At 69.7% G+C, this 24,603-nt stretch carries 18 protein-coding genes; 9 read left to right on the top strand and 9 right to left on the bottom strand.

Annotated features, from left to right (window positions below; genetic code table 11):
• Nucleotides 1-52: 52 nt before the first annotated feature.
• Both QC765_RS07030 and QC765_RS07025 read right to left on the bottom strand, forming a co-directional pair.
• Nucleotides 53-1,870, bottom strand: coding sequence for a VanW family protein (locus tag QC765_RS07030; protein ID WP_278313724.1), 1,818 nt, complete (start codon nucleotides 1,868-1,870; stop codon nucleotides 53-55).
• A gap of 429 nt (nucleotides 1,871-2,299) precedes the next feature.
• The gene (locus tag QC765_RS07025; RefSeq protein WP_278313723.1) at nucleotides 2,300-3,616 is read right to left on the bottom strand and encodes an acetyl-CoA C-acetyltransferase; all 1,317 of its coding nucleotides are present in this window, start codon (nucleotides 3,614-3,616) and stop codon (nucleotides 2,300-2,302) included.
• A gap of 231 nt (nucleotides 3,617-3,847) precedes the next feature.
• Here QC765_RS07025 and QC765_RS07020 point away from each other — a divergent pair, with 231 nt between their 5' ends.
• Together QC765_RS07020 and QC765_RS07015 are read left to right on the top strand one after the other, a co-directional pair.
• Nucleotides 3,848-5,191, top strand: coding sequence for a 3-oxoacyl-ACP reductase (locus QC765_RS07020; RefSeq protein ID WP_278313722.1), 1,344 nt, complete (start codon nucleotides 3,848-3,850; stop codon nucleotides 5,189-5,191).
• A complete protein-coding gene (locus QC765_RS07015; RefSeq protein WP_278313721.1) occupies nucleotides 5,191-6,072 on the top strand; it encodes a MaoC family dehydratase in 882 nt (293 codons plus the stop codon). Before QC765_RS07020 ends, QC765_RS07015 begins: the two co-directional genes overlap by 1 nt.
• A gap of 123 nt (nucleotides 6,073-6,195) precedes the next feature.
• Here QC765_RS07015 and QC765_RS07010 read toward each other — a convergent pair whose 3' ends face one another.
• Together QC765_RS07010 and QC765_RS07005 are read right to left on the bottom strand one after the other, a co-directional pair.
• Nucleotides 6,196-6,795 carry a TetR/AcrR family transcriptional regulator gene (locus tag QC765_RS07010; protein WP_278313720.1) on the bottom strand — a complete coding sequence of 200 codons (600 nt, stop codon included), beginning with the start codon at nucleotides 6,793-6,795 and terminating at the stop codon, nucleotides 6,196-6,198.
• Nucleotides 6,796-6,900: 105 nt separating this feature from the next.
• Nucleotides 6,901-8,103, bottom strand: coding sequence for a glycoside hydrolase family 3 N-terminal domain-containing protein (locus tag QC765_RS07005; RefSeq protein ID WP_278313719.1), 1,203 nt, complete (start codon nucleotides 8,101-8,103; stop codon nucleotides 6,901-6,903).
• A gap of 177 nt (nucleotides 8,104-8,280) precedes the next feature.
• Between QC765_RS07005 and QC765_RS07000 the strand changes: the two genes are divergently transcribed.
• The 4 genes from QC765_RS07000 (at nucleotide 8,281) to QC765_RS06985 (ending at nucleotide 14,472) form a co-directional block, all read left to right on the top strand.
• The gene (locus tag QC765_RS07000; RefSeq protein WP_278313718.1) at nucleotides 8,281-8,760 is read left to right on the top strand and encodes a universal stress protein; all 480 of its coding nucleotides are present in this window, start codon (nucleotides 8,281-8,283) and stop codon (nucleotides 8,758-8,760) included.
• Between the two features lie 90 nt (nucleotides 8,761-8,850).
• The gene (locus QC765_RS06995) at nucleotides 8,851-9,957 is read left to right on the top strand and encodes an isochorismate synthase (protein WP_278313717.1); all 1,107 of its coding nucleotides are present in this window, start codon (nucleotides 8,851-8,853) and stop codon (nucleotides 9,955-9,957) included.
• A 72-nt stretch (nucleotides 9,958-10,029) separates the two neighbouring features.
• Nucleotides 10,030-10,200, top strand: coding sequence for a DUF2613 domain-containing protein (locus QC765_RS06990; RefSeq protein ID WP_278313716.1), 171 nt, complete (start codon nucleotides 10,030-10,032; stop codon nucleotides 10,198-10,200).
• 15 nt (nucleotides 10,201-10,215) lie between these two features.
• Nucleotides 10,216-14,472 carry an alpha-(1->3)-arabinofuranosyltransferase gene (locus QC765_RS06985; protein WP_278313715.1) on the top strand — a complete coding sequence of 1,419 codons (4,257 nt, stop codon included), beginning with the start codon at nucleotides 10,216-10,218 and terminating at the stop codon, nucleotides 14,470-14,472.
• Here QC765_RS06985 and QC765_RS06980 read toward each other — a convergent pair.
• A complete protein-coding gene (locus tag QC765_RS06980) occupies nucleotides 14,403-15,623 on the bottom strand; it encodes an acyltransferase family protein (RefSeq protein WP_278313714.1) in 1,221 nt (406 codons plus the stop codon). The two genes, QC765_RS06985 and QC765_RS06980, sit on opposite strands and share 70 nt — an antisense overlap.
• Nucleotides 15,624-15,761: 138 nt before the next feature.
• Here QC765_RS06980 and pgfA point away from each other — a divergent pair, with 138 nt between their 5' ends.
• Entirely contained in the window at nucleotides 15,762-16,889 is a 1,128-nt protein-coding gene (gene pgfA, locus QC765_RS06975) for a cell envelope lipid trafficking protein PgfA (protein WP_278313713.1), read from the top strand.
• Here pgfA and QC765_RS06970 read toward each other — a convergent pair.
• Complete coding sequence (locus QC765_RS06970) at nucleotides 16,868-18,094, bottom strand: polysaccharide biosynthesis protein (protein ID WP_309297297.1); 1,227 nt, start codon at nucleotides 18,092-18,094, stop codon at nucleotides 16,868-16,870. The two genes, pgfA and QC765_RS06970, sit on opposite strands and share 22 nt — an antisense overlap.
• Nucleotides 18,095-18,160: 66 nt before the next feature.
• On the opposite strand from QC765_RS06970, the gene QC765_RS06965 reads away from it, so the two are divergent.
• The gene (locus tag QC765_RS06965) at nucleotides 18,161-19,981 is read left to right on the top strand and encodes an MmpA family trehalose lipid delivery protein (RefSeq protein WP_278313712.1); all 1,821 of its coding nucleotides are present in this window, start codon (nucleotides 18,161-18,163) and stop codon (nucleotides 19,979-19,981) included.
• Here the strand turns inward: QC765_RS06965 and QC765_RS06960 are convergent.
• Nucleotides 19,952-21,169 (bottom strand): glycosyltransferase family 4 protein, encoded by a 1,218-nt coding sequence (locus tag QC765_RS06960; RefSeq protein ID WP_278313846.1) that lies wholly within the window; start codon nucleotides 21,167-21,169, stop codon nucleotides 19,952-19,954. The two genes, QC765_RS06965 and QC765_RS06960, sit on opposite strands and share 30 nt — an antisense overlap.
• Before the next feature lie 156 nt (nucleotides 21,170-21,325).
• Here QC765_RS06960 and QC765_RS06955 point away from each other — a divergent pair, with 156 nt between their 5' ends.
• Entirely contained in the window at nucleotides 21,326-22,129 is an 804-nt protein-coding gene (locus QC765_RS06955) for a class I SAM-dependent methyltransferase (RefSeq protein WP_278313711.1), read from the top strand.
• Here QC765_RS06955 and QC765_RS06950 read toward each other — a convergent pair.
• On the bottom strand, nucleotides 22,126-22,341 hold the full coding sequence (locus QC765_RS06950) for a dodecin (RefSeq protein ID WP_278313710.1): 216 nt from the start codon (nucleotides 22,339-22,341) through the stop codon (nucleotides 22,126-22,128). The two genes, QC765_RS06955 and QC765_RS06950, sit on opposite strands and share 4 nt — an antisense overlap.
• 160 nt (nucleotides 22,342-22,501) lie before the next feature.
• Entirely contained in the window at nucleotides 22,502-24,334 is a 1,833-nt protein-coding gene (locus tag QC765_RS06945; protein WP_278313709.1) for a phosphoenolpyruvate carboxykinase (GTP), read from the bottom strand.
• Nucleotides 24,335-24,603 lie beyond the last annotated feature (269 nt).

Here is a 24,603-nt window from a genome sequence, read left to right as displayed (position 1 = left end):
GAAGGGGGCGCCCCGCGCGGGCTCGGAGTCGCGCGGCCCGCGCGGCTGGCTACTAGCCCTCAGCGGGTGGAGCTGGCTCGGAGGGAGCTGGCTCCGCGGGTGGAGCTGGCTCGGAGGGCTCGGGCTCGGAGGGCTCGGGCTCCTCGGACGGACGCTCCTCCCCCTCGTCGCCGTTGTCACCCTCGTCGTCATCCGAGGGCGGTGGTGGCGGAGGCGGCGCCTCGCAGACCACTTCTGGCTGCGGCACGTAGCGGACCGTGCGGGTCTCGCGCGAGATCTCGTCGCCGGAGTCCGCGTCGCGAATGATGCGCGTATCACTGGTGGTGAATCCCTGGCCACCGGCGCTTGGCTGGCAGTTCGGGCCCTCGCGGAGGGTGATCCGTGGCGGCGAGGTGTAGTCCCACCGGCCACCGTTGACCGATTCGACGTCGACGGTCTTGGTGCCCCACATGCGTACCGTCACCGATGACTGATCGCCGAATGACTGGATGAGCACGCCCGTGTCGTACTGGTTGCGGAACTGGAGATCGATCGATCCCTCGAAGACCGTCGCCTCGCGGCCTGCTGGGTACCGCGAGATGTAGTAGCTGTGCTCGGTGTGATCAACATCCTCGAGCCCGGCGAAGTATGCGGCGTTGTAGAGCGTGGTCGCGAACTGGCTCACGCCGCCACCGACCGCGGTCGACGGCCGACCACCGAGGATGATGCCGGAGTCAACGTATCCCTGCGCGTAGCTGCGGGTACCGGTGTGGTTATTGAGGGAAAACGTCTCGCCCGGCTCGATGATCGCGCCGTTGGTCTCCTCCGCGGCCTGCCTGATATTGACGCCCGAGGCGGAGGCGAATCCGCCAGTGGTGAACTCGCCGATCACTTCCTCGATGCCCAGTGCCTCGGCATCAGCTGTGGTGAACTCTGCCTGGGTGTCCTCGTAGACCGCGTCCACGGTGCGGCCCTCGACGCGCTGCATCAGCTCGGGGAGGTCCGCGAGGGTCGCGTCCCAGTCAACGGTGGTGCCCACCTGATCGGGCACGACCTCGGGCCCATCGTCACCGATCCGTACCGTCGCCTCTACCGGCGGGACCTCTGTCTCGCGCAACTGCGGAGCCAATGCCCTTCGCGCGGCATCCACGCTGTACTCGGGCTCGAGCCCACCGTCACCATCCGGGGCGAACGACACGACATCGCCCATTTCCTCGGGGGCAAGGACTGCCTCGGCGCCATCCTTGCCACGAATCACCAGGTTCGAGGAGACCGCGGGCTGCGCGAACTCCGTCAGTGCCGCATCGAGGCCTTCCTCGGTGACGGTCACCTCTTCGACCTGCACGGGTAGCCGCACGGGCTCGGGGAACAGCCACCGCTCCACGATCGTGGCGCGAGCCTCGTCGGCGGGCACGATGAGGCCGTCGCGTGGCTGGATGAGCTGCGGAGCACCATCGACGAAGACGATATCGCCCTCCACCGCCTCCTCATCGACGGCTGCCTTCACCTCATCGACGACGGCCTCGAGCCGGGCACCGTCGACGGTGCTGGCGAAACCGACCTCGCGGGTGCGGAACAGATCAGCGAGTCGCGTCACCGGATTCAGGGGCTGGCGACTAGCCTGATCGACCGTCGCCTCGATATCGAGCGCCAGGCCCGCCTCGTCCGGCAGGATCGACGACTCCATCTCGTCCGCGATCACCACGAACGGTTCCGAGGCGCGGGGCACCAGCTCCGCCTCCAGCCGCTGCCGCGCATCCTCGGGGGACAGTCCGCCGATCTCGACAGCGGCCACGGTCACGTTGCGCGGCACCTTGTCCCGGGATACGAACCAATCCACCGCGTAAGCCACCGCGCCGGCCAGGACCAGCACCATCAGCAGGCCGGCCACGACCACCAACGGCCGTGCCCTCGAACTTCTGCGATTCGCCACAGTCGCCTCCCAACCGCTCAAGCGGCTCCGGTAACACGCTTCCTAGCTAGGTTAGGCCCCGCGCCATCGCGCTCGCGCGGCGGCATGACCTAAACCAATCCCGACAAGTCCTGCCCCTCGTCCGTGACCAGGCGGCCGCGGCGCGCGGGAAGTCCCGCGCGGACGGCCGGGTCGGGGTTTCGGGTCTACGCGCGGGACTTACTAGCCGTATCGGCGTTGCCCCGCAACGCGTTACAGGCCCCGCGAACCACGAATCGGCCCCGGCCCGCGCGGGACCGCTGGAACGCGAAAGCCCCCGGGCTGCAACAACTACCCGGGGGCTCCCGCAAGCCAGCGATCATGACCAGGCAGGCGAATCCATCACTCGACCTGCTTGATGCGCGAGACTTACGCCTCGATGATGGCCACAGCGCCCTGGCCGCCAGCGGCGCAGACCGACACGAGCGCGCGCCCGCCACCGTTCTCGGCGAGCATCTTCGCGGTCGAGGCGACGATGCGGCCACCGGTCGCGGCGAACGGGTGCCCGGCCGCGAGCGAGGAGCCCTTGACGTTGAGCTTGCTGCGGTCGATCGTGCCGAGCGCGCTGTCGAGGCCGAGGCGATCCTTGCAGTACTCCTCCGACTCGAAGGCCGCGAGGGTGCACAGCACGACCGAGGCGAATGCCTCGTGGATCTCGTAGAAGTCGAAGTCCTGGAGGGAGAGGCCGTTGCGCTTGAGCATCCGCGGGATCGCGAAGGTCGGCGCCATCAGCAGGCCGTCGGGGCCGTGGATGAAGTCAACAGCGGCGGTCTCGTAGTCACGCAGGTACGCGAGGACGGGGATGTTGCGCTGGGCGGCCCACTCGTCGCTCGCCAGCAGCACCGTGGAGGCACCGTCCGTGAGCGGGGTGGAGTTGCCGGCAGTCATGGTGGCGTCCCCGAGGGAGGTGCCGAAGACCGGCTTGAGCTTGGCGAGCTTCTCGGCGCTCGAGTCCGGGCGAAGGTTGTCGTCCCGGGTCAGTCCGAGGAACGGAGTGGTGAGGTCATTGAAGAACCCGGCGTCCCAGGCCTTGGCCATGTTCTGGTGCGAGGCCGCGGCGAGCTCGTCCTGGCCCTCGCGGGAGACGCCGAACTCCTTGGCGGTGATCGCGGCGTGCTCGCCCATCGACAGGCCCGTGCGGGGCTCGCCGTTGCTGGGGATGGCGGGCACGAGCTGGCTCGGGCGAAGGTTGCCGAGCAGCTTGATGCGATCACCGGTGGTCTTGGCGCGGTTGAGGTCGAGCAGCAGGCTGCGCAGTTCCTCGTTGACGGCGATCGGCGCGTCGGAGGTGGTGTCGCTGCCGCCACCGATGCCGGACTCGGAGCGCCCGAGGGCGATCTGGTCCGCGACGATGCTGATGGCGGTGAGGCCGGTGCCGCAGGCCTGCTGCACATCGATCGCGGGGGTGTAGGGCGCGAGGGCGCTACCGAGCACGGACTCGCGGATGAGGTTGAAATCGCGCGAGTGCTTGAGGACGGCGCCGCCGGCGACGAGGCCGATCTCCTCGTTCTGCAGGCTGAACCGGCTCACGAGCCCGTCGAGCGCGGCAGTGAACATATCCTGGTTGGAAGCCTTCGAGTAGGCCTTGTTGCTGCGCGCGAACGGGATGCGGTTGCCGCCGAGGATCGCTACGGGCCGGGTCTGCCGGCCCTCGGGGGCTTTGGCCGCTTTATTCGACGATGTCACTTCAGTCTCCAAACAATTCGGGAGTGTTGGACTACCACGTATTCTTACTCACCGGTAAGTTAGTTGTCGATACCGTGCACTCCGGCGTACATTCCGGGAGGATACAACGCGGCCGGGGGCGATGCGTGGATGTCGCCCATCCCTGCGGCGCGCCGCAGGTGAATGCCCGTGCGGTAGCGAACTGCGACAAGCGAAACTGCGACGAGTGACAACACTCACGAGAGGTGACACGTGTCAGGCAAAAAGGGAAGCACCGATCTTTACTCCACACTGATCTCATCCGCCCCAGGCGCGTTCCTGGCGGGCAAGATGGGCCTGCCGCAGCCGGAGGAGCTGCGCCGCTACAAGGCTGGCGAGCCCGCGCTGCCCGGCCCCGTCATCGTTGGCGGCGAGGGCCGTCTCGTCGAGCCGATCCGGGACCTGCTGTCGGACTACGAGCTCGGCGACGACACCACCGATAAGTTCGGTGGCCTGGTCTTCGACGCCACTGGCATCACGACCATCGAGGGCCTCAAGCAGCTCCACGACTTCTTCAAGCCGCTCATGCGCAAGATGGCGCCTTGTGCCCGCATCCTGGTCATCGGCACCACGCCGGAACTGGTGAAGAAGACCGATGAGCGCATCGCCCAGCGCGCCCTGGAGGGCTTCAGCCGCTCCATCGCCAAGGAGCTGCGCCGTGGCGCCACCGCGAACCTCCTGTACGTCTCCCCGAAGGCCAAGAACGACTTCACCGGCCTTGCCGCGCCGCTGCGGTTCTTCCTGTCCGCCAAGTCGGCGTATGTCGATGGCCAGGTTGTCCGCGTGGACGAGAAGTCCGCTTCGGCTCCCGCGGACTGGGACAAGCCGCTCGACGGCAAGGTCGTGCTCGTCACCGGTGCCGCACGTGGCATCGGCGCCACCATCGCCGAGATCATGGGCCGTGACGGCGCCAAGGTGATCGTGGCCGACGTGCCGCAGGCCGGCGACGCGCTCTCCGACGTCGCCAACAAGATCGGGGGCGTGGCCCTCGCCCTCGACGTCACCGCGAGCAATGCCGCGGAGAAGATCGCCGAGACCGCCCAGCGCTTCGGCGGCCTCGACATCGTCGTCCACAACGCCGGCATCACCCGCGACAAGATGCTCGCCAACATGGACGACGGTCGCTGGAACTCCGTCATGGCCGTCAACCTCGTTGCCCCGAAGAACATCACCGAGGGCCTCGTCGCCAACGGTGGCCTCAAGGAAGGCGGCCGCGTGGTGGATGTCTCGTCCATCGCGGGCATCGCCGGCAACCGCGGCCAGACCAACTACGGCGCCTCCAAGGCCGGCGTGATCGGCATGGTCGACGCCGAGGCTCCCGAGCTCGCGAAGAAGTCCATCACCATCAACGCGGTCGCCCCGGGCTTCATCGAGACCCAGATGACCGCCGCGATCCCGCTCGCCACCCGCGAGGTCGGCCGTCGCCTCAACTCGCTGCTCCAGGGTGGCCAGACCGTGGACGTCGCCGAGACGATCGCGTTCTTCGCCAGCCCTGCCTCCAGCGCGGTCACCGGCAACACCGTCCGCGTGTGCGGCCAGAGCCTGCTGGGTGCCTGATGGGCAAGCCAACCAACATCGAGGTACTCGACAAGCAGAGCATGCTCGGCAACTACGCCAAGGCCGTGGCGGGCATGCTGCCGCTGCCTGGCGCCAAGGCAACGAGCCTGCCGGACCGTGTGCTGCGCAACGAGAACGTCCGCATCGACATCGACAACCTCGCGGCCTACAACCAGGTGTGCGGGCTGCGCCTGCGCAACACAGTGCCGGTGACGTACCCGTTCGTGCTCAGCTTCCCCGCGGTGATGAGCCTGCTCGTGGCCAAGGACTTCCCGCTGCCCGCCATGGGCATGGTGCACATGGCCAACAGCATCGAACAGATCAAGCCCATCGCCGTCAGCGATGTGCTCACCATCGATGTGCATGCCACTGACCTGCGGGAGCACCGGGCCGGACTCCTCGTAGATCTGATCACCGAGATCACTGTCGAGGGCGAGCTGGTGTGGCGGCAGGCAAGCACTTTCCTGCGCAAGCAGCGGACCAGCCTCAGCGACGAGCCGCGGTCGGAGCACACCGATACCGCCCCGGGCGCGGATGGCGGCCTCCCCACCACCAGCGTCAAGGTGACCCCGGCGCTGATCGCGCATTACGCGGAGGTATCCGGGGACCGCAACCCCATCCACCTCTCGAAGGTCGGCGCGAAGGCATTCGGCTTCCCGACGGTCATCGCGCACGGCATGTGGACGGCGGCAGCAACCCTCGGCAGCATCGAGGGCCGTATCCCGGACGCGGTGGACTACACCGTCCGGTTCGGCAAGCCCGTGGTGCTTCCCACCAAGGTCAAGGTCTTCGCGGACAAGACCGCGAACGGCTGGGACCTCGCGCTGCGGCACCCGAAGAAGGGCTACACGCACCTCACCGCCACGGTGACGGCGCGGTAGACAGCCACCTAGCAAGACGCCAGCCCCAGGGGATTCCCTCTGGGGCTGGTGCTTTTCAGTGGTGTGGCACAGGCGATGCTTCTCAGCGCGGGAGTGGCTTCGCGGCCTCCAGCGCGGGACGAGCTAGTGAACGGGCTTGCGTCCCGCTAGGCCACGCCAGGCAAGGTCGGTCAGCAAGGTGACCGCGTCCTCGGGCTGGGCCGTCCCATCGGCGATCAGGTCCGCGACCGCCTCCCCCGCGCCGATCAGCACGGTGGCCATGACCCGGTATTGCTCGTTGCTGCGCTCGTCCCTGCTGCTCGAGCGCAGGATCAGCGCGGTCAGCTCCACCGCGCGATCACGACTGCTCAGCACCAGGTCAGCGAACTCGTTCTGGTACATCGCCTGCCGGTAGAGCACGCGCCATGCCTTGCGGTTGGCGTTGACGAACCCGAGGAAGACCCGGATGCCATGCTCGAGCTGCTCGCGCGGGGTGAGGCTTGGATCGGCTGCCCCGGTGAGGGCATCGAGGAAGCGGGTGCCCTCGCGGCGGATGCACGCGGCGAACAGCTCGTCCTTGGATCCGTAGTAGAGGTACAGCATGGGCTTGGAGATCTCTGCCTCGGCGGCGATGGCATTCATCGAGGCGCCGTGGTAACCGTGCATCGCGAACACGTCTATGGCCGCGTCCAGCATTTGCTGCTCGCGGATCGCCCGCGGCAATCGCTTGGATTGACCAGCCATCACTACCCTCACCGTTGAAACTTACCCGCGGGTAAGTTTACGGGTCGGCGCACAACGGCGCGACCCCGGCACGCGGAGAGGTGGCCCTGCTACGGCCCCACGGGCTCAGCAGTCGACGAGCCCCTTGGCCTTGCCGATCCTCACCACGGATGCATCGACCTGGCTCATCGGCAGCTCGCCGCTCGCGACCGCGGACTCGAGCCGGTCGAGCACATCGGTGACGCGGTCAGTGGAGATCCACAAGGCGATATCAGCACCCGCCTGCAGCGAGCGCAGCGCGGCCTCGGTGATGTCATACAAGTCGGTGACCGCCCGCATGCTGCCGAGGTCGTCGGTGAAGATCAGCCCGTCGAATGGGGCGGCGCCATAGCCGACGCCATTGCGCAGCAGCGACATCGTCGCGGGGCTGAGGCTCGCGGGAGTGCCCGGTTCGGTGAGCCCGGGGACGGTGAGGTGCCCGACCATCACTGCGGCCCCGGTATCGATGAGGGAGCGGAACGGGACGAGGTCATGGCCAAGCAGTTCCGGCAGGGGCGGGGTGGTCACGCCCTCGACGTGCGAGTCTCCGGTGGCGCGCCCATGCCCAGGGAAGTGCTTGAGCACGGGCAGCACCCCGGCGTCGCGAAGGCCGCGCGCGTAGGCACCGGCGTACTCGGTGACCGCTTCGGGGGTGCTACCGAACGAGCGGTCTCCGATGACCTCGTTGTCAGGCTGGTCGGTGATGTCGACCACGGGCGCGAAGTCCACGGTGATGCCGAGCTCGCGCAGCGCGGTGCCGCGTTGCCGGGCGATCTCGTACACTTCCTCGGCACTGCGGGTGCGGGCGAGCTCGCGCGCCGAGGGGGATGCGCCGATGACGTGCTTGGCGCGGCTGACCCGTCCGCCTTCCTCGTCGATGGTGACCATCACGGGCACCTCGGACTCCGCCGCCACGGCGGCGACGCGACCGCTGGCGAGGAAGCTGGGATCGGCCCAGCTGGTGACGAAGAACCCGCCGATCTGCTCCTGCTCGATGACCCTGCGGGCATCAGCCTCGCCGGTGACGCCAACATTGAGCATCTGGGCGAGCTTCTGGCGCGTGGTGAACCGGGACAGGAACTCCTGCTCGCCGCAGGGCAGTCCGAGGGATCCGGTTCCCTGGGCGGGCGTGTGCGCGACCGGGGAGGTCACAGTGGACAGCGTTTCGCTGGTGCCCGCTCCCCCGTTGCCGGAGTTGTCGCCGCTGGTGCAGGCCACGAGCCCTGTTGCCGTGGTCGCTGCCAGCAGCAGCGCGGCGAGCCGCGCCGCGGTCCGGGTTTGCGTGAGCATCGCGCCCATCCCTTCGTCGACTGTGCAGGATCCTACTCACCCCGGGCTGCAGCTCGCGCCGACACGTCCAGCCATGCTCCGGCGAGCAACCCGTCGGACAAGATCGCCGCGATGGCGGAGGGAGCGGAGTAGGCTTGTGGCCAGGACCACCGAGACTGATCGTTCCGGGAGGCAATCATGGCATCGGGGGCTTCGGATCTCGTCCTCATCGCCTACGACGGCTCGGACAATGCCAAGCGCGCCATCCGGCACGCGGGCCACTTCCTCAGCGCGAGCCGCGCGATCATCGTCACCGCCTGGGAGCCACTCTCCCGGCAGGCTGCGCGCATCTCCGGCCTGAGCGGAGTCATGCAGCCTGGCTGGGTCCCGGATACCGAGGCCGAGGATGCCGCGCTCGCGGACGCGCGCGTCGTCAACGAGGAAGGCACCCGGCTCGCGGGCGAGGCCGGGCTGCGCTGCGAGGGGCACTGCATCGAGACCGTGACCACGGTGTGGGCGGCCATCGTCGATGCGGCCGAGGAATATGACGTGAGCATCATCGTGACGGGCACGCGGGGCGCCACGGGCATCAAGGCATTGCTGCATAGCAGCGTCGCCGACCAGGTGCTCAAGCATTGCCACCGGCCGGTGCTGATCGTGCCGCCGTGCGAGGGCTAGCCGCGGCCGCTCCGCGCTGGCGCTAGCTCGCGCGAGCACTTGCCTCCCCCGCCCTGGGGGTTGCCGGCCCGGCCAGGAATACTCACGGGGGTGGATCGATCTGCTTTTGTGCTGTCCCGCCCCCACCGGTTCGTGATCGGCGAGGGCAGGCTCGGCGTGTTCGATCGACCGGGGGACGCGCAGCGGGCGCTCGCGGAAGGTTCCGCCCCAGCAGTGGTCGGCGCGCTGCCCTTCGACCTTTCCGAGCGCTGCGCCCTGACTATTCCGGCGAGGTTCACGGTCCAGGATGGCAGGTGGCTGCCCCCGGCCGCGGCTCCCCCGCTGCCCGCCATCGTCGGCGCGCGCGAGCAGCCCTCCGCGGCCGAGCACATGCGCCGGATCGCGGCATTGGTGGCGCGGATCGAGGCGGGCGAGCTCGCGAAGGTCGTGGCGGCCCGGTCGGTGGAGGTGGAATGCTCGGAGCGCATTGATCCGCAGGCGTTGCTTGCCGCGCTGGTCGCCCGCGATCACGCGGGAAACGGGTTCTGCGCCGACCTCTCCCCGGCCGGTCCAGGCATGGCGGACGCATTCCTGGTGGGGTCGAGCCCGGAGTCCCTGGTCCGCCGCGAGGGCCGGTCGGTGTCGTGCTGGCCGCTAGCAGGGACCGCGCCCCGCTCCCCTGACCCAGTGATCGATGCCGAGCGGGCCGAGGAACTGGCCAGCTCGGCGAAGAACACGCACGAGCATGGATTCGTGGTGGAGTGGCTGCGCGAGCGGCTCGCGCCGCTATGCACTGGGCTGCGCGTGGAACCACGCCCCTCGGTCGTCGCGACGCCGCAGGTGTGGCACCTCGGCACGCGCATCGAGGGAACGTTGCGGGATCCGGCTGTCTCGGCCCTGGACCTGGCGCTCCACGTGCACCCGACCCCGGCGGTGGGTGGCGCTCCGCATGAGGCCGCGCTCGCGGCGATCCGGGATTCCGAGGGCAGCCGGGGCTTCTATGCCGGTGCGGTCGGTTGGTGCGATGCGCGGGGCGACGGGGAGTGGATGGTGTCGATCCGCTGCGCGGAGGTGCGCGGGGGCCGGGCGCGCGCGTTCGCCGGCGGAGGCATCGTCGCGGGCTCGGATCCGCGCGCGGAGCTCGAGGAGACGAGCGCGAAGCTGCGGACCCTGCTCGGGGCGCTGGGCGTGCCTTCGGACATGCTGGATGGCGTGTAGCGTGCGGGAACGCGTCCAGGACCGCTATCCTGTTGCGGACTGCACCGCGCGCCCGATCCTAGGAGTGTTTCCATGAAGTTCCTCGTCCCCGGGGCGATCGCCGCGCTGGCTGGTACCGCTCTGGCGTTCGCGCTGGTCGTCGTGGGCACCGGCCTGCTGGAGCAGAACACCCGCCCAGAGGTGGATCAGTCCGAGCAGGCGCAAACTGCATTGCTCAACCAGCCCGAGTACGGCAGCCGCTAAGCCGCCGCGCAGTTCTTGGCAGCCGGATCCGATCCCGCGCCCACCGTCGCTGAGGACGCGGTACCCCGCGCGTCGCGCCCGCTCTCGCGATGGGGACTGCTTGTCGTTGCCGTCGTCGCGCTTGTCACGAGCTTGCTGCAGGCGCCGGGCCTGCTGGTCGCGGACACCAAGCTCGATCTTGTTGTGGACCCGATCGGCTTCCTGGATCGCGCGAGCCACTTGTGGTCGAGCCTTGCCCCGTTCGGGCAGACCCAGAACCAGGCCTATGGGTACTTCTTCCCGCAGGGCGCGTTCTTCGCCGCCACGGATGCGCTGGGGGTTCCGGCGTGGGTGGCGCAGCGCGTGTGGTGGGCGATCCTGTTCACCGCCGGGTTCTGGGGCATTGTCCGGGTCACCGAGGCCCTGGGCATCGGCACCCGTCCCTCCCGGATCATCGCCGCGGCCGCCTACGCGTGCTCGCCGCGTGTCCTGACGACGATCGGGGCGATCTCCTCGGAGACGACGCCGATGATGCTCGCTCCCTGGGTGCTGCTCCCGGTGATCCTCGCGCTCGATGGTCGATCGCGTCGCCCGTTGTGGCAACTGGCGGCGGCGTCAGCGTTCGCGGTGGCCTGCATGGGCGCGATCAATGCGGTGGCCACGGCGTTCGGCGCGGCGGTGGCGGTGGTGTGGTGGCTCGCGCATCGCCCGGACCGCCGGTGGTGGCGCTTCACGGCCTGGTGGGTGCCCCTGGGCATCGTGGCGACCGCATGGTGGGTGGTGCCGCTGCTCATGCTGGGCTCGGTGAGCCCGCCATTCCTTGACTACATCGAGTCAGCAGGGACAACAACGCGATGGACATCGCTGGTGGAGGTCCTGCGGGGCACTGGTAGCTGGACGCCGTTCATCTCCCCGGATCGCATGGCCGGGGCGATACTGGTCACCCAGCCCGTGTCGGTGCTCGCCACGGGGCTTGTCGCGGCGGCTGGCCTGGCGGGGCTGGCGCTGCGCTCCCCCGCCCGTGGGCGACTGGTTCTGGTGCTCGCCGTGGGGCTGGTGGGCATCGGTGTGGGGTACGCGGGCGGATGGGGGTCGCCGATCAGCGATCTGGCGCGCACGTTCCTCGATGGCGCGGGCGCACCGATGCGCAATGTGCACAAGCTGGAGCCCCTGATCCGCTTGCCTCTCGCGGTCGGGCTGGCAGCGCTGCTCGCGCGGGCGCCGCTACCGGGCGCGGTGGCCAGGCCGGAGTGGCGCAGGGCGATCGCCCATCCGGAGCGCACGCCGAGCATGGCGGTGGCCACCGCGGTCGTGCTTGCCGTGGCGGTCGCGACCTCGCTGGTGTGGACGGGAAAGCTCGCGCCGCGCGGGGCGCACGGGGGGATCCCGGACTATTGGGCGCAGACGGCGCAGTGGCTCGCCAGCAACTCCGAGGGCGAGGAGACAGGCCTCCCCTCGCGCGCGCTGGTGGTCCCGGCCGCGCCCTTCGGCTCGCAGGTGTGGGGCCTGACGCGGGACGAGCCGCTGCAACCGCTGGCCACCACGCCCTGGGGCAGCCGCGACATCGTGCCGCTGATCCCGCCCGGTGGCATCCGCATGCTCGATTCCGTCCAGCGCCTGCTCGTCGCGGGGCAGCCGTCCCCCGGGCTGGCCTCGATGCTGGCGGCCCAGGGCATCCGGCATGTGGTGCTGCGCAACGATATCGACCCCGTGACCGGCCAGTCGGTGTCGCCAGCGATCGCCCGCCAGACGCTGCTGGGATCCCCGGGCCTGGTGCGAGCGGAGGCGTTCGGGGGCCTGGTCGGTCCCCGGCAGCCCGAGTCCGATGCCGAGAACGACGATTGGTCGATCGAGGTGCCGAGCGCGGGCACCCGTCCGCGGTTCCCTGCTATCGAGATCTTCGAGGTCGTGGCCGACCCCAGCTTCCCGGCCGGGGTGTTCACCATGGCGGCCGAGGACGTTCCCCTCGTGCAGGGCGGCCCGGAGGTGCTGCTGCGCCTCCACGAGCGCGCCCATCCAGGCGAGGCGATGCCGCACGTGCTCTCGCGGGATGCCCTGGAGGCGGGCCTGCCCGTGGGGCCCATCACCGTGACGGACACGCCCGTGGCCCGGGAGGCCGATTTCGGCCGGGTGGATCACCAGCGCTCGCACGCGTTGGGCCCTGATGATCCGCGCCGCACTCGCAACAGGGTCGCTGACTACGCCACCGATGAGCCACTCGTCCGCGCCGTGCCGATCGGGCCGGGGATCACGGTGTCCTCCTCGGCCGGTGATGCGACGCAGATCGGCACTGTGCAGCCAGGATCAGGCCCCGCGGCGGCCGTGGACGGCAACGAGGCAACGGCCTGGCTGTCCAATAGTGGCGAGGCAGCGGTGGGACAGTGGCTGCAGCTCGATTTCGATGAACCGATCGAGCAGGCCGTGCTGCGCATCACCACCAGCGCTGCCGCTGCGGGGGCAGAGGTCCGCTTTCTCGAGGTCAGAACGGAGAACGGCTCGTCCACCGTGCTGGTGCCCGAGGCTGGGGAAGAAGTAGTGGCGGCGCTGCCGCTCGGCGCGACGAGCTGGGCACGCATCACCGCGCGGTCCACGGAGGATGGCTCCCTCGGCGGGCAGTTCGGCATCGCGGATCTCTCGGTGAGCGCGGAGGGACGCCAGCTCGAGATCGGGCGGGTCCTGGAGGTGCCCCCCGCGCCGGCCGGGGCCACGGTCACGGCGTGGGATCTCGGACAGGAGCATCCGGAGCGGCGGCCCTGCCTAGATGGGCCCGTGCAGGCGATCTGCCTGCCCTCGCTGGGACGCTCCGCAGAGGAGCCGGGAGTGCTGGCGCGGCGCATCACCGCGGACGAGGAGACCAGCACGAGCGCGCGTGTTTTTGTCCGGTCGCGCCAGAGCGGGCGCCTCGAGGAACTGCTCGCCGGGGAGGAGTCACCGCGTGGCGTGGGGCCCAGCAGCATCGGCGACACCCGGGGCAATGCGTTCGCCGCGGCGGATGGGGATCCGAGGACGGTGTGGTACGCGCCAGCCACCTCCAGCGTTGCCGCGCGCGAGCTGCCCTCGGTAACTGTGGAGCTACCCGGGGAGCACCGGGTGGAGCGTGTGGAGGTGACGTTGCCGCGCGCGGACGTGCCCGCGAAGCCGACGGTTCTGCGGGTGGACACCGGAGAATCCACAACCACGCTGCGGCTCACCGAGGAGCAGCAGGAGAACGGCACGGTATCCATCCCCGTTCCCGCGGCCATGACCGAATCGGTGGAAGTGACGATCCTTGACTGGCGCGAGACCCGCACCAGCGAGCCGTTCGGATTGTCGAGCACCGTGCCGCCTGGTATCGCCGATATCGCCGTGCTCAGCAGCGACGGCCTGATCGGGGCACGCGACGATGCGCCGCGCATCATCGAGATCGATTGTGAGGACGGGCCGCGCCTCGAGGTGGGCGAGGAGACCTTGCAGTTCTCGGTGAGCATGACGGAGGCCGAGGCGCGGGCCGGGACCGTGGTGGAGGCGATCCCGTGCGGCTCCCCTGCCGTGCGGCTCGGGCCCGGGACGAGCACGGTGACCGTGGATCCGGGCGAGCTGCTGCACGTCGATGGAGCACGCCTGGAGAGCTCAGCGGAAGCGGGTGGCGGCAGCGGATCGGCCACGTCGGCCGAGGCCCGGGAATGGTCCCCTGCTCGCCGGGTCGTTGAGGTGGAGGCTGCGTCCGACGAACTGCTCGTTGTGCCGGAGAGCCGCAACAGCGGCTGGGTGGCGCACGGCCCGGACGGCGCGGAACTAGTCCCGGTGACGGTCAACGGGTGGCAGCAGGGCTGGCTGGTGCCAGCAGGAACCACGGGCGCGGTGACGCTGTCGTACCCGCTGGATTCCGGCTACCGCCTCGCCCTGTTCGGTGGGCTCGCGCTGCTGGTACCGCTCGGGGGCGTGCTGCTGCTGCGCCGCGAGGGCAAGGGCCAAGGCATCCCGCCGTCGAGGGCGTGGCGATCACGGCGCCTCGCGATGCTCGGTGGCCTGGCCGCGACATTCTTCATCGCTGGGCTGCCCGGAGCCGGGCTGTACGCACTGGTCGCGGCGTCATCGTGGGCGATGGCGCGCCGGTGGGGCTCGGCGACGTCCAGCCGGGCCCTCTCGATCGGGGCAGGCACGGCGATGGCCCTCTCCGCCGCGGTCCTGTCGACGGGGCCCTGGCGGTCTCCGAGCGGCTATCTGGGCGATGATGCATCGACTCAGGCGCTAGCGCTCGTGGCGGTGGCAGCCGTGGTCATTGCCGCCTGGCCACCGGGCCGTGGCCGGTAGCGCCGCTCTTCCCAGGCATGCAGCGCCCGGCGGGACGGCTCCTCCACGAGCGCGAAGCTGATCGAGGCGATGGGGACGCTGATGGCCACGGTGAGCAGTAGCACGACCAGCATGTAGCCGGAGAAGGGCGGCACGCCAAGGATGGGGAAGACGACCATCAGCACCGCGACGTGCCACAGGAACAGCGCGTAGGACCATCGGCCCAGCGTCAGGGCGACCGGGTGCGCGAGGATGGGGTGCGCCCGGCCAGGCACGCCCAGCACGATCGGCGCGAGGAGGGCGTAGCCAAGGATCGCACCGGCGACGATCTTGGCGGCGTACTCGTGGGCGACGAGATCCACGAGGCCAGGCGGGCCGGCGAGCGGGGACGCGGCAACGATGAACGCGATCGCCGCGACCGCCAGCATGAGCCCGGGGGCCCTGGCCAGCCGCACCGCCCAGGCAGGGGGACGCATTGCCTGCTCGGCGAGGATCATGCCTGCCGCGAACCACGCCAGGTAGCCGGGCAGCCAGTTGTCGTGGTGCACCCCATCGGCGGTGGGGATAGGCAGGAATCCCCAGGCCAGGCTCAGCAGAGCTGCTGCGGCAATGACCGGGACGCGCCACCGCGCGGCGGGGCCCCGCAAGCGCCACAGCACCCATGCCAGCAGCGGCAGGAGCAGGTAGAAGGCCATCTCTACCGACAAGCTCCACATCTGGGTCAGGCCACTGGTGAGGCTGTAGGGGACGAATACCTGGACCAGGGCGAGGTTGCCGAGCCAGGTTTGCAACGAGGCGCCATGCGCCTCGGGCAGCAGCACCAGCACCGCGATCACCACAACGAGGTATGCGGGCATGATCCGGACGATGCGGTGCCGCAGGTAGCGGGCCGTGCTGCCCGCCGTCGCGCCGGCGGCCCGGGCCGAGCGGGCGTGCGGGCGCCACAGCAGGAAGCCGGAAAGGGCGAAGAACACGGCCACGGCGAGATCGAAGCGGCCCCAGGTCCTGCCCATGATCGTGTCAGTGACCGACCCGGTCTGGAAAGCCACGTGAGTGACGAGCACGCCCAGCGCGGCGGCGGCGCGCAGCCCCTCGCAGGCCGGGAGGAATCCGGCAGCGCCCGCCACCGGCGGGGCCACCGTGGTGGTCGTGCCGCGTCGTTCGTTGAACATCAGTGTCGCCCCCGTATCCCGCGGGTATTGGTTGCATAACGGCAGCAATTCCTGCCGGGCGGTCCGCTGGGACAGCTGTTATCGTCGGTCGATCGTAGTCGAGAATCAACGTGCATGATGCTTACGGGGGAATCCTTCATGGCTGGACGTTCCGGGGGCGCAGCCCGTCTTGCTGCTTCCCTGCTCGTGGGATTCGCAGTGTTCCTCCTAGTGGTGGCGGCGCTGCTGCCCCTCTACACCGCGCCGAAGCTCGAGCGGTTGCCCCTCGGCCATGAGTCCACGCGCATCATGGAGGGATCCGGCACCTTGCTCGACGTCGCGCTGCTCGCCCAGGGCGATGAGGAGCCGTGGGAGGAGGACGTGCCGCTGCGCAGCCAGACGCGCGTCACGGTCGAGGATCCGGTATCGAGCGAGACCGCGACGTTGCAGGCCGGGCATGCGCTGATGCGCGCTGATTCAACGCCGGGCCGCGGGCTGGTCTCGGCGCTCATCGATCGAGTGACGATTGATCGGCATGACGCGATGCCGGTGAGCGAGCCGATTGCATCCCTGCAGGTCGATCGGGAATCCCCCGCCGTGCAACTGCCCCGCGATGGCCTGCAATACCGCTTCCCCTACGGGGCGGGCCGCCAGGCATATCCGGTGTATGACCTCACCGCTCGCGCATCCTCGGCTGCTGAGTTCGTGGAGGACACCGAGCTCGACGGCGTGACCGTCCGCCACTACCGGCAGGCGTTGGGCCCGGTCGATCTTTTCCGCGCGACCCGCGACCAAGCAAACCGAGTCGGCATGACGCGTGCGGGCTGGGGCCTGGTCGATGAGTCCGCGGACGATGCCGGAGAGATCCTCTTCATGACCCGCTACTACACGGTGCAGCGCGACCTATGGGTCGAGCCGGTCTCCGGCACCATCGTTGATTCCCGCGAGCAGGTCAACCAGTTCTTCGGCACGAGCCCCGAGGACCGGGCCCTGCCGGTCTCCGAGCATGACCTGTCGTTCACCAGTGCCACCGTTGCGGCACAGCTCGACGCCGCGCGCGCCGAGCGGGACCGTGTACAGCTCGCCATCGGCGCTGGCCCAGTGTCCATCCACACCTCGTGGATCCTCGTGGCGCTCGGGCTCGTGTCACTGGGCGCGGGCCTCGCACTCGGGGTTCGCGCATCCCGGCGCGATGATGCGGCCGAGGACGAGCCTGATGACAGCGATGACGGTGCAGGCACTGACGATGATCCCGCGGTGATGCTCTACTCGGGCGGGCTCCGGTAGGGCTCCCGCAGCGAACGCAGTACCGCGCCCACCACTGCGAGCAGTGTCACCGTGGCGACGAGCAGAGCGGTGAGGATGAATGCCGTGACAGTGGTCGGCACCAGCAGGAGCATGCCGGCGAGCACAACCAGGCCAGTCCAGGCGAGCGCCGCCACAGCAGTGCGATCCCGCGCGATCACGGACAGCAGCGCGCCCTGCACAGCACTGAGGACGGCCCCGTGCGCGGCGAACAGCCACAGCACGCCCACTACGGGCCGGTAATCCTCGCCCACCACGCCGGGAACGATCGGGGCGAGCAGCCACGCTGCCACCGTGAGCCCCGTGCCTAGCACAGCAAGCACGGCGAGCATCGCGCCGAGCGACTCGCGGGTGCGCGCGGGGTCCGCCATGCGCGGGAACAGCACGACTCCCACCGCGAACGGCAGCCAGAACGCCACCTTCGCCGCTACGGCCCCCAGCGCGTACACCCCGGCGGCGACCTCGTCGAGCACCATGCGCGCCATCAGCAGATCGATCGCGGTGAACGCCATGATCACCAGCTGCACCTGCGAGGCGCGCAGGACAGCTCCTACATCGGGGCGGGCCGAGCCCTGCCCCTCCACGAAGGCGGGCGCCTCGCCCACCAGGCGCCGGGCCGCGATGGCAGCCACGACCGTGCCGAGCGCGCCCGCGCCAAGAGCACCCTCCACTCCCCCGCCCAGCCAGAGCACGAGGATCGCGGGCACCACCCGGGCCAGGCCGGCTCCGGCGATCACGAGGGCGAGCGCCCCGAACCGCCCGGTGCCCTGCAGGATTCCCTGCTCCGCGGCAAGCACCACCAGGATGGGTGCCGTGCTCAATGCCAGCAACGTCGCCACCAGCGAGGTGCCGAGCGCCCACGAGGCAATGGGCACCACCACCACTGCCACCACCGCGACCAGCATGACCGTCGCGGCACCGAGGTGCCGTGCTTCCCCGATCCGGTCGACGCCGGCGAGTCGGCCGGTGACGATGCGGCGTGCCACCACCATCTGCAGGGCCAGCGCCGGTACCGCCAGCAGGAGCTGCGCGGCGAGCAGGCTGGCGAACGCGCCGTAGCTGCTCGGCCCCAGCCAGCTGCTCGCGGGCACGTGCAGCAGGTAGGAAGCGGCGTTGGCGATGAGCGACCCGGCCGTCACGAGGGACATCCCTGCCATGAGGGTGCCCGCGCGCGCCTGTCCAGTCACGCCACCATCATGGCGTGCCGATGCCTCGGCGAGCCACCCGCGCCCGCCGGCACGTATCGTTCCGGCATGCCCTTCACTGGTCCGCGAGCCCGGCATTGGTCGAGCTGGGCCGGCCCCGCCCAGGTGATGCTGCTGGTCACCGTCATGCTGCTGCCGCTGTGGCGGCCCGGCTACCTGCTGCACCGCGACGCGGTAGCCACTCCGCGCTCCTATCCCACGAGCTCGGCGCTCGGTGTGGGGGGCTCGGCGCCGCGCGCGGTTCCGCAGGACTGGCTGCTGGCGATGCTCTCCCGCTGGGTCGATGGGGGCGTGCTGGTCACCGCGCTGCTGTCGCTGTTCCTGCTCGCGGCGGGATGGGGCGCGATCGCGCTGGTGCGGCATTGGTGGGCCCCGGGTCCTGGCAGGGCGGGCGCGGAGATCGTCGCGGGAACCCTGGCGGTGTGGAATCCCTATGTGGTGGAGCGGCTGCTGCAGGGGCACTGGAGCTTGCTGGCGGGCTACGGCGCGCTGCCGTGGATCATCGTCGCCGCCGCGCGGATCCATCGGCGCGATGCGGGCGGCTTTCCCTTGCTCGTCGTTGCGATCGGAGTGGCAGGGCTCACCCCGACCGGGGCGGTCCTTGCCGTCCTCGCCGCATCCGCTGGCCTGATCGCGTTCCCGCCGCCGCGGGTGGCGCGCGCAGTGGGCGCGCTGGGATCGATCAGCCTGATCGTGGCGGCGCCATGGATAGTGGCCGCGGTGGTATCCGGGCAGCCGGGCACGAGCGATGCGTCCGGGGTGGCGGCCTTCGCGGCGCGCGCCGAGACGGGCCTGGGCACGCTGGGAAGCCTGGTGAGCCTGGGGGGCATCTGGAATGCCGGGGCCGTCCCGCCGAGCCGTGCCGCCGGGCTGGGCGTGCTGGCCACGGCGTCGATCGTGCTGATCGTGCTCGTCGGCGGATGGGCGCTGCTAGGCCGGGGCGCGCGCGGCCACCAGTCATCAGGGTCCGCGCCTTCGGGGCCTGCTGCCGCGCCACGACGCGCCGCTGGGGTGCTGGCGGTCCTCGCTGCGGTCGCGGTGCTCGGCCCGGCCCTGGCGGCCACGGGCCCGGGGCTGCGGGCGATGGAGGCGGTGGTGTCGCTCCCGGGTGGCGGGCTGCTGCGCGATACGCACAAATGGGTGGCGCTGGCGGTGCCATTCCTAGTGCTGTGCGCCGCGGCTGCCACACGCTGGCTGGCGCAGGCGGTGGCTCCGCGCGGGGCCCCGGCGTTGCTGGTGGTGTTGCTGGTGGCGGTGCTACCGGATGCGGCGTGGGGCGCTGGCGGGGCGCTGCGCCCGATCGAGTACCCGGATGGGTGGGCCACGGTGGCGGAATACCTGGAAGGGGCATCCGGGCCCGGCGATGTGGCGGTGCTGCCCGCGGGCCTGTTGCGGCACTACCCGTACGCCCCTGGGCAGGTAGTGCTGGATCCTGCGCCCCGGATGGTGCCGCGCGAGGTGGTCATCACGAGCGATCTTCCAGTGGGCGGCACGGTCGTGCGGGGGGAGGATCCGCGGGCCCGCGCGGTGGAGGCTGTCCTGCTGGCAGGCGGGGCGCCTCGGGACCTCGCAGCACTGGGTATTCGCTGGGTGATCGATCAACCCAGTGCCCCAGGGGAACGTGGTGCTGCTCGGGCATTGCTCGCGAGGCTGCCGATCGTGGTTGCTGGACCCGATGTGGTGCTGCACGAGGTGCCTGGTCCGATCACGCCCGTGGCGTATGACGACCGGGCCTACACGGCGGTGCTGGTGGCCCATGTGGCGTGGCTGGCGCTGCTCGCCGCGGGAGCCGTGCTGCTCGCGAGCTCGGTGGCCCGGTCGAGGAGAGCGCGCGGCTATTCAGGCCGTACGGCTGCCGTGCAGCGATGACATGGCGCCGGGCGCGCTGGAGGCAGTAGCCGGCACGATGATCCCGGAGCGATGCTCCCCGCGTGCTGCGGCCTCGAGCACGGCCTCGACGCTCGAGGCGCACTGCTGCCAGGAGAACTCGGCCACGCGGGCACGCGCCTTCTCGCCGAGCAGCGCACGCTCGACCTCATCGTCGAGCAACTCCCGCGCCACGTCCACGAGCTCGCTGCGATCGGTGACGAGGCGCCCGGTGACGCCATCGATGATCGAGTCGGTCAGGCCGCGCGAGGACAGGTAGCCGATTGTCGGCACGCCATGCTGGGCTGCCTCGATGACGGCGAGGCCCCACCCTTCCTTGCGCGAGGGCATCAGGTGCAACCAGGATCGCGAGAGGAGGCGATGCTTCGATTCCTCGTCGACATGCCCATGGAACGTGACCGCGTCCTCGATCTGCAGCGCGGCCACCTCGCGGCGCAGCCGTGGCTGCCACCAGCCGTCACCGATCACATCAAGCCGCAGGCCAGGGATGGTGTCGCGGAGCCTGGCAACAACAACGAGCGCGTCCTCGATCTGCTTGTGCGGCACCAGGCGCGAGAGCACCGTGATGGTGGGGCTCGCGGCCCGGGTCGCCGGTGTCCCCGGCGGCACGCTGGGCGGTGGCGCATCGGCACCGGCGCGCGCGACCGCGACGCGGGAGGGAGCGACCCCGAGCGCGATGAGCTCGTCGGCCGACGGCAACGAAACGGTCAGGTACTGGTCGTGGCGGTGCAGCCGCGGCGAGAGCCACGATTCGATCCACCAACCGAGGCGAGCCAGCAGGCGCCCCGCCACGGGCCATTGCTCGCGGTGGCAGTGGTGCACGAGCAGCACGACGGGCGCGGAGGCCACCAGCTGGGCGAAGAACGGCACCCCATTCTGCGTATCGATGATCACGTCCGGCTTGGTGCCGCGCAGCGGGCCGATCCCCAACCGTGCGCCGACGATGGCGAGCAACGCCCAGGGATAGACGGTGAAGCGACCGCCGCCACGGCTGATGCGCATGCCATCGCGAGCCTCTGATCGCGGCGCGCCGCGGTAGCGGGCGGTGCGGAGGGTGACGCGCACGCCTCGCGCGGCGAGGGCAGCACCGACCTCCTCGAGGTAGCGCTCGCTGCCGCCGCCGAGCGGGTGGCTGGTATCGCGCCAGCACAACAGCAAGACCTCGCGCACGCGTTGCTCCCAACTCCTCGACCAGCGCTCCATCGCGGTCACGGCCAGGGCCATGCCCGCGATGGGCTCTGCCACACGATAGACGCGCGTGCCGCTGCCTGCCACCGCGAATGGCCAGGGTGTGCCGTTCCGTGATCGTCACTACGCTGTATCGATGTGTCGCCTCTTTTTGTTTCCTCGCCGGCCTCGCGCGCGTTCGCCCGGCACGCTTCGCTAGGTCGCGCCTGGTCGCTGCTGCGCGCCTTCCGCTTCGAGCAGTCCGACCCGGCGAGGTTCTACGGAGCGATCGCGGACGATACGGCACTGATGCTCGCCGAGGTGCAGGCCGGCGCTACCGGCCGCGACCTGAGCGGTTGCCTCGTACTGGACGTGGGCGGTGGCCCCGGGTACTTCTCTGATGCATTCGACGAGCTTGGTGCCCGCTACGTGTCGGTGGAGCCGGATGCGTCGGAGATGCACGCGGCAGGCATCCGTCTTCCCGGCTCGGTGCGCGGCTCGGGCATGGCGCTGCCCCTCCGCAGCGACAGCGTGGATGTGTGCTTCTCCTCGAACGTCGCCGAGCATGTGGGCACGCCCTGGCGGATGGCGGACGAGATGGTGCGGGTTGTCCGTCCGGGCGGGCTGGTGGTGCTGTCCTACACGCTGTGGTGGGGTCCGTTCGGCGGGCACGAGACCGGCCAGTGGCATTTCCTTGGCGGCGAGCTCGCGGCACGCCGGTATCGCCGCAGGCATGGCCACGAGCCGAAGAACCGGTTCGGGGTGTCGCTGTTCCCCATCACCGCTGCGGCAGGGCTGCGCTGGGCCCAGGCCGCGAGCGCGCCTGGAGGACCAGCGGAGCTCGTGTCCGCGTTCCCGCGCTACAACCCGTGGTGGTCATGGTGGGTGGTGCGCGTGCCGGTGCTGCGAGAGGTGATCACCAGCAATCTTGTGCTGGTGCTGCGCAAGCGCGAGCAGGCCTAGCTGGGGTCGTCGAGGCGGAAGCCGACCTTCAGGCCGACCTGGTAGTGGGCGACGGCCCCGTCGACGATGTGGCCGCGGATCTCGGTGACCTCGAACCAGTCGAGGCCGCGCAGGGTCTGCGATGCCCGGCCGATAGCTCCGCTGACGGCGTCATCGATGCTGTTCGGCGAGGTTCCGACGATCTCGGAGACGCGATAGGTGTGGTCTGCCATGGGTGCTCCTGTAGCTCGGGGATTGCCGGTAGCCCCATTGTTCCCATGATCGCGGGCCTGGCGCAGCGGTTTCACCGTCCCGCGGCGGAGCTGGATGCGGAAGGGGCCGGCCTGCGCGAACAGGCCGGCCCCTTCCGGGCGTGATGCGCGCTTGCGCGGCTCAGCTGTCGAGGCGCTCCTTGAGGGCCTCGAACTCGTCGCGGATGCCGCTCGGCAGCTTGTCGCCGACGAACTGCAGCCACTCCTCGATCATCGGGATCTCGGCCTTCCAGTCGTCGACGTTGACCGCGAGGGATTCGTTGACGTCGTCGCGGTCGGCGTCGAGGCCGTCGAGGTCGATGTCAGCGGCCGTCGGCACATACCCGATCGGGGTGGCCTGGGCGTCCGCGGTGCCCTCGATGCGCTCGACGATCCACTTGAGGACCCGGCTGTTCTCGCCGAAGCCTGGCCAGAGGAACCGCTTGTCGTCGCCGCGGCGGAACCAGTTGACGTAGAAGATCTTCGGCAGCTTGGTCTCGTCGGAGTTCTTGCCGATGTCGATCCAGTGCTGCAGGTAGTCACCGACGTGGTAGCCGAGGAACGGGATCATGGCCATCGGATCGCGGCGGACGGAGCCGACCTGGCCCTCGGCGGCAGCGGTCTGCTCGGAGGACATGGTCGCGCCCATGAATGCGCCGTGCTTCCAGTTGAAGGACTGGTTGACCAGCGGCACGGTGTTCTTGCGGCGACCACCGAAGAGGATCGCGGAGATCGGCACGCCCTGCGGATCGTCCCATTCGGGAGCGAGGGTCGGGCACTGCGACATCGGGGTGCAGTACCGCGAGTTCGGGTGCGCTGCCTTTCGCCCGGAGTCAGGCGTCCAGTCCTGGCCGAGCCAGTCGATGAGGTGATCGGGCTGGTTCTCCAGATCCTCCCACCACGCTCCGCCATCATCGGTCCTGGCGACATTGGTGAAGACGGTGTTGCCAGCCTCGATGGTCTTCATGGCGGTGGGGTTGGAGCTCCAGTTGGTGCCCGGCGCCACGCCGAAGAAGCCGAACTCGGGGTTGACGGCGTAGAGCCGCCCGTCCTCGCCGAAGCGCATCCAAGCGATGTCATCGCCCAGCGTCTCGGCGCGCCAGCCCGGCACGGTCGGGTGGATCATCGCGAGGTTCGTCTTGCCGCAGGCGCTCGGGAACGCTGCCGCGATGTAGTAGACCTTGTCCTCGGGCGAGATGAGCTTGAGGATGAGCATGTGCTCGGCCAGCCAGCCCTCGTCGTGGGCCATGGCGGAAGCGATGCGCAGCGCGTAGCACTTCTTGCCGAGCAGCGCGTTGCCGCCGTAGCCCGAGCCGAAGGACCAGATCTCGCGGGCCTCGGGGAAGTGAGTGATGTACTTGGTGTCGTTGCAGGGCCACGGCACGTCGTCCTGGCCCGGCTCGAGAGGCGCGCCCACCGAGTGCAGGGCCTTGACGAAGGGACGATCCTCGCCGAGCAGGTCCATGACGGCACTGCCCATGCGGGTCATCACGCGCATGGAGACCACGACATACTCGGAATCGGTGATCTCGACGCCGAGCTTGGGATCATCGGAGCCCAGCGGCCCCATGCAGAAGGGCACCACGAACATGGTGCGGCCCCGCATGCAGCCCCGGTAGAGCTCGGTCATCGTGCGGCGCATCTCGTCGGGCGCCATCCAGTTATTGGTGGGCCCGGCGTCCTCCTCGCGCTCGCTGCAGATGTAGGTGCGCGATTCCACGCGGGCAACGTCGGATGGATCGGACTGTGCCAGGAACGAGTTGTGCAGCTTCTCCTCGTTCAGGCGGGTGAAGGTCCCGGCCTCTACCAGCTGATCGGTGAGTCGCTCCCACTCGGCATCGGAACCGTCGGCGAACACGACGCGATCCGGCTGGGTGAGCTCGGCGACTTCTTGCACCCACGCGAGAAGTTCTGCATGCTTCGTCGGAACCGTGTCGCCCGTTCCGTTCAGCCCTGGAATGGTCGCTGCTGTCATCAGCCTCTCCTGGTATGGGACCGGTCGCGGCTCGCGTCCCGGGCCGGGCGGCCGGGATGAGCGAGCCTTGCCGCATCCACTCAGTTCGGTACCTGCACTGTTACGAACAACCGGAAGCACATGCTGATTCCGGTCGACCGAAAATGCAAACACCTGGTGTCCTAATAAACAGGTTAGCGCCGACGCGAGGGGTTGTGCGCCTCTGGCCACTGCGAGTGCCGCACGGAACCACCGCGACGAACCCAGCCAGCCCTTTGTGAGAGCGGATC

The sequence above is a fragment of the Hoyosella levis genome (assembly GCF_026008515.1).
Lineage (GTDB): Bacteria > Actinomycetota > Actinomycetes > Mycobacteriales > Mycobacteriaceae > Lolliginicoccus > Lolliginicoccus levis.
Note: the sequence above shows the minus strand (reverse complement) of the source record. Positions and strands in the feature narration are given on the sequence as shown.

Coding starts and splice junctions, on each gene's coding strand:
- QC765_RS07005 (WP_278313719.1), bottom strand. CDS start 8,103: ATGCTCACGCAAACCCGGACCGCGGCGCGGCTCGCCGCGCTGCTGCTG.
- QC765_RS06990 (WP_278313716.1), top strand. CDS start 10,030: ATGAAGTTCCTCGTCCCCGGGGCGATCGCCGCGCTGGCTGGTACCGCT.
- QC765_RS07000 (WP_278313718.1), top strand. CDS start 8,281: ATGGCATCGGGGGCTTCGGATCTCGTCCTCATCGCCTACGACGGCTCG.
- QC765_RS06945 (WP_278313709.1), bottom strand. CDS start 24,334: ATGACAGCAGCGACCATTCCAGGGCTGAACGGAACGGGCGACACGGTT.
- QC765_RS06980 (WP_278313714.1), bottom strand. CDS start 15,623: ATGTTCAACGAACGACGCGGCACGACCACCACGGTGGCCCCGCCGGTG.
- QC765_RS06950 (WP_278313710.1), bottom strand. CDS start 22,341: ATGGCAGACCACACCTATCGCGTCTCCGAGATCGTCGGAACCTCGCCG.
- QC765_RS07010 (WP_278313720.1), bottom strand. CDS start 6,795: ATGGCTGGTCAATCCAAGCGATTGCCGCGGGCGATCCGCGAGCAGCAA.
- QC765_RS07015 (WP_278313721.1), top strand. CDS start 5,191: ATGGGCAAGCCAACCAACATCGAGGTACTCGACAAGCAGAGCATGCTC.
- QC765_RS06965 (WP_278313712.1), top strand. CDS start 18,161: ATGCCCTTCACTGGTCCGCGAGCCCGGCATTGGTCGAGCTGGGCCGGC.
- pgfA (WP_278313713.1), top strand. CDS start 15,762: ATGGCTGGACGTTCCGGGGGCGCAGCCCGTCTTGCTGCTTCCCTGCTC.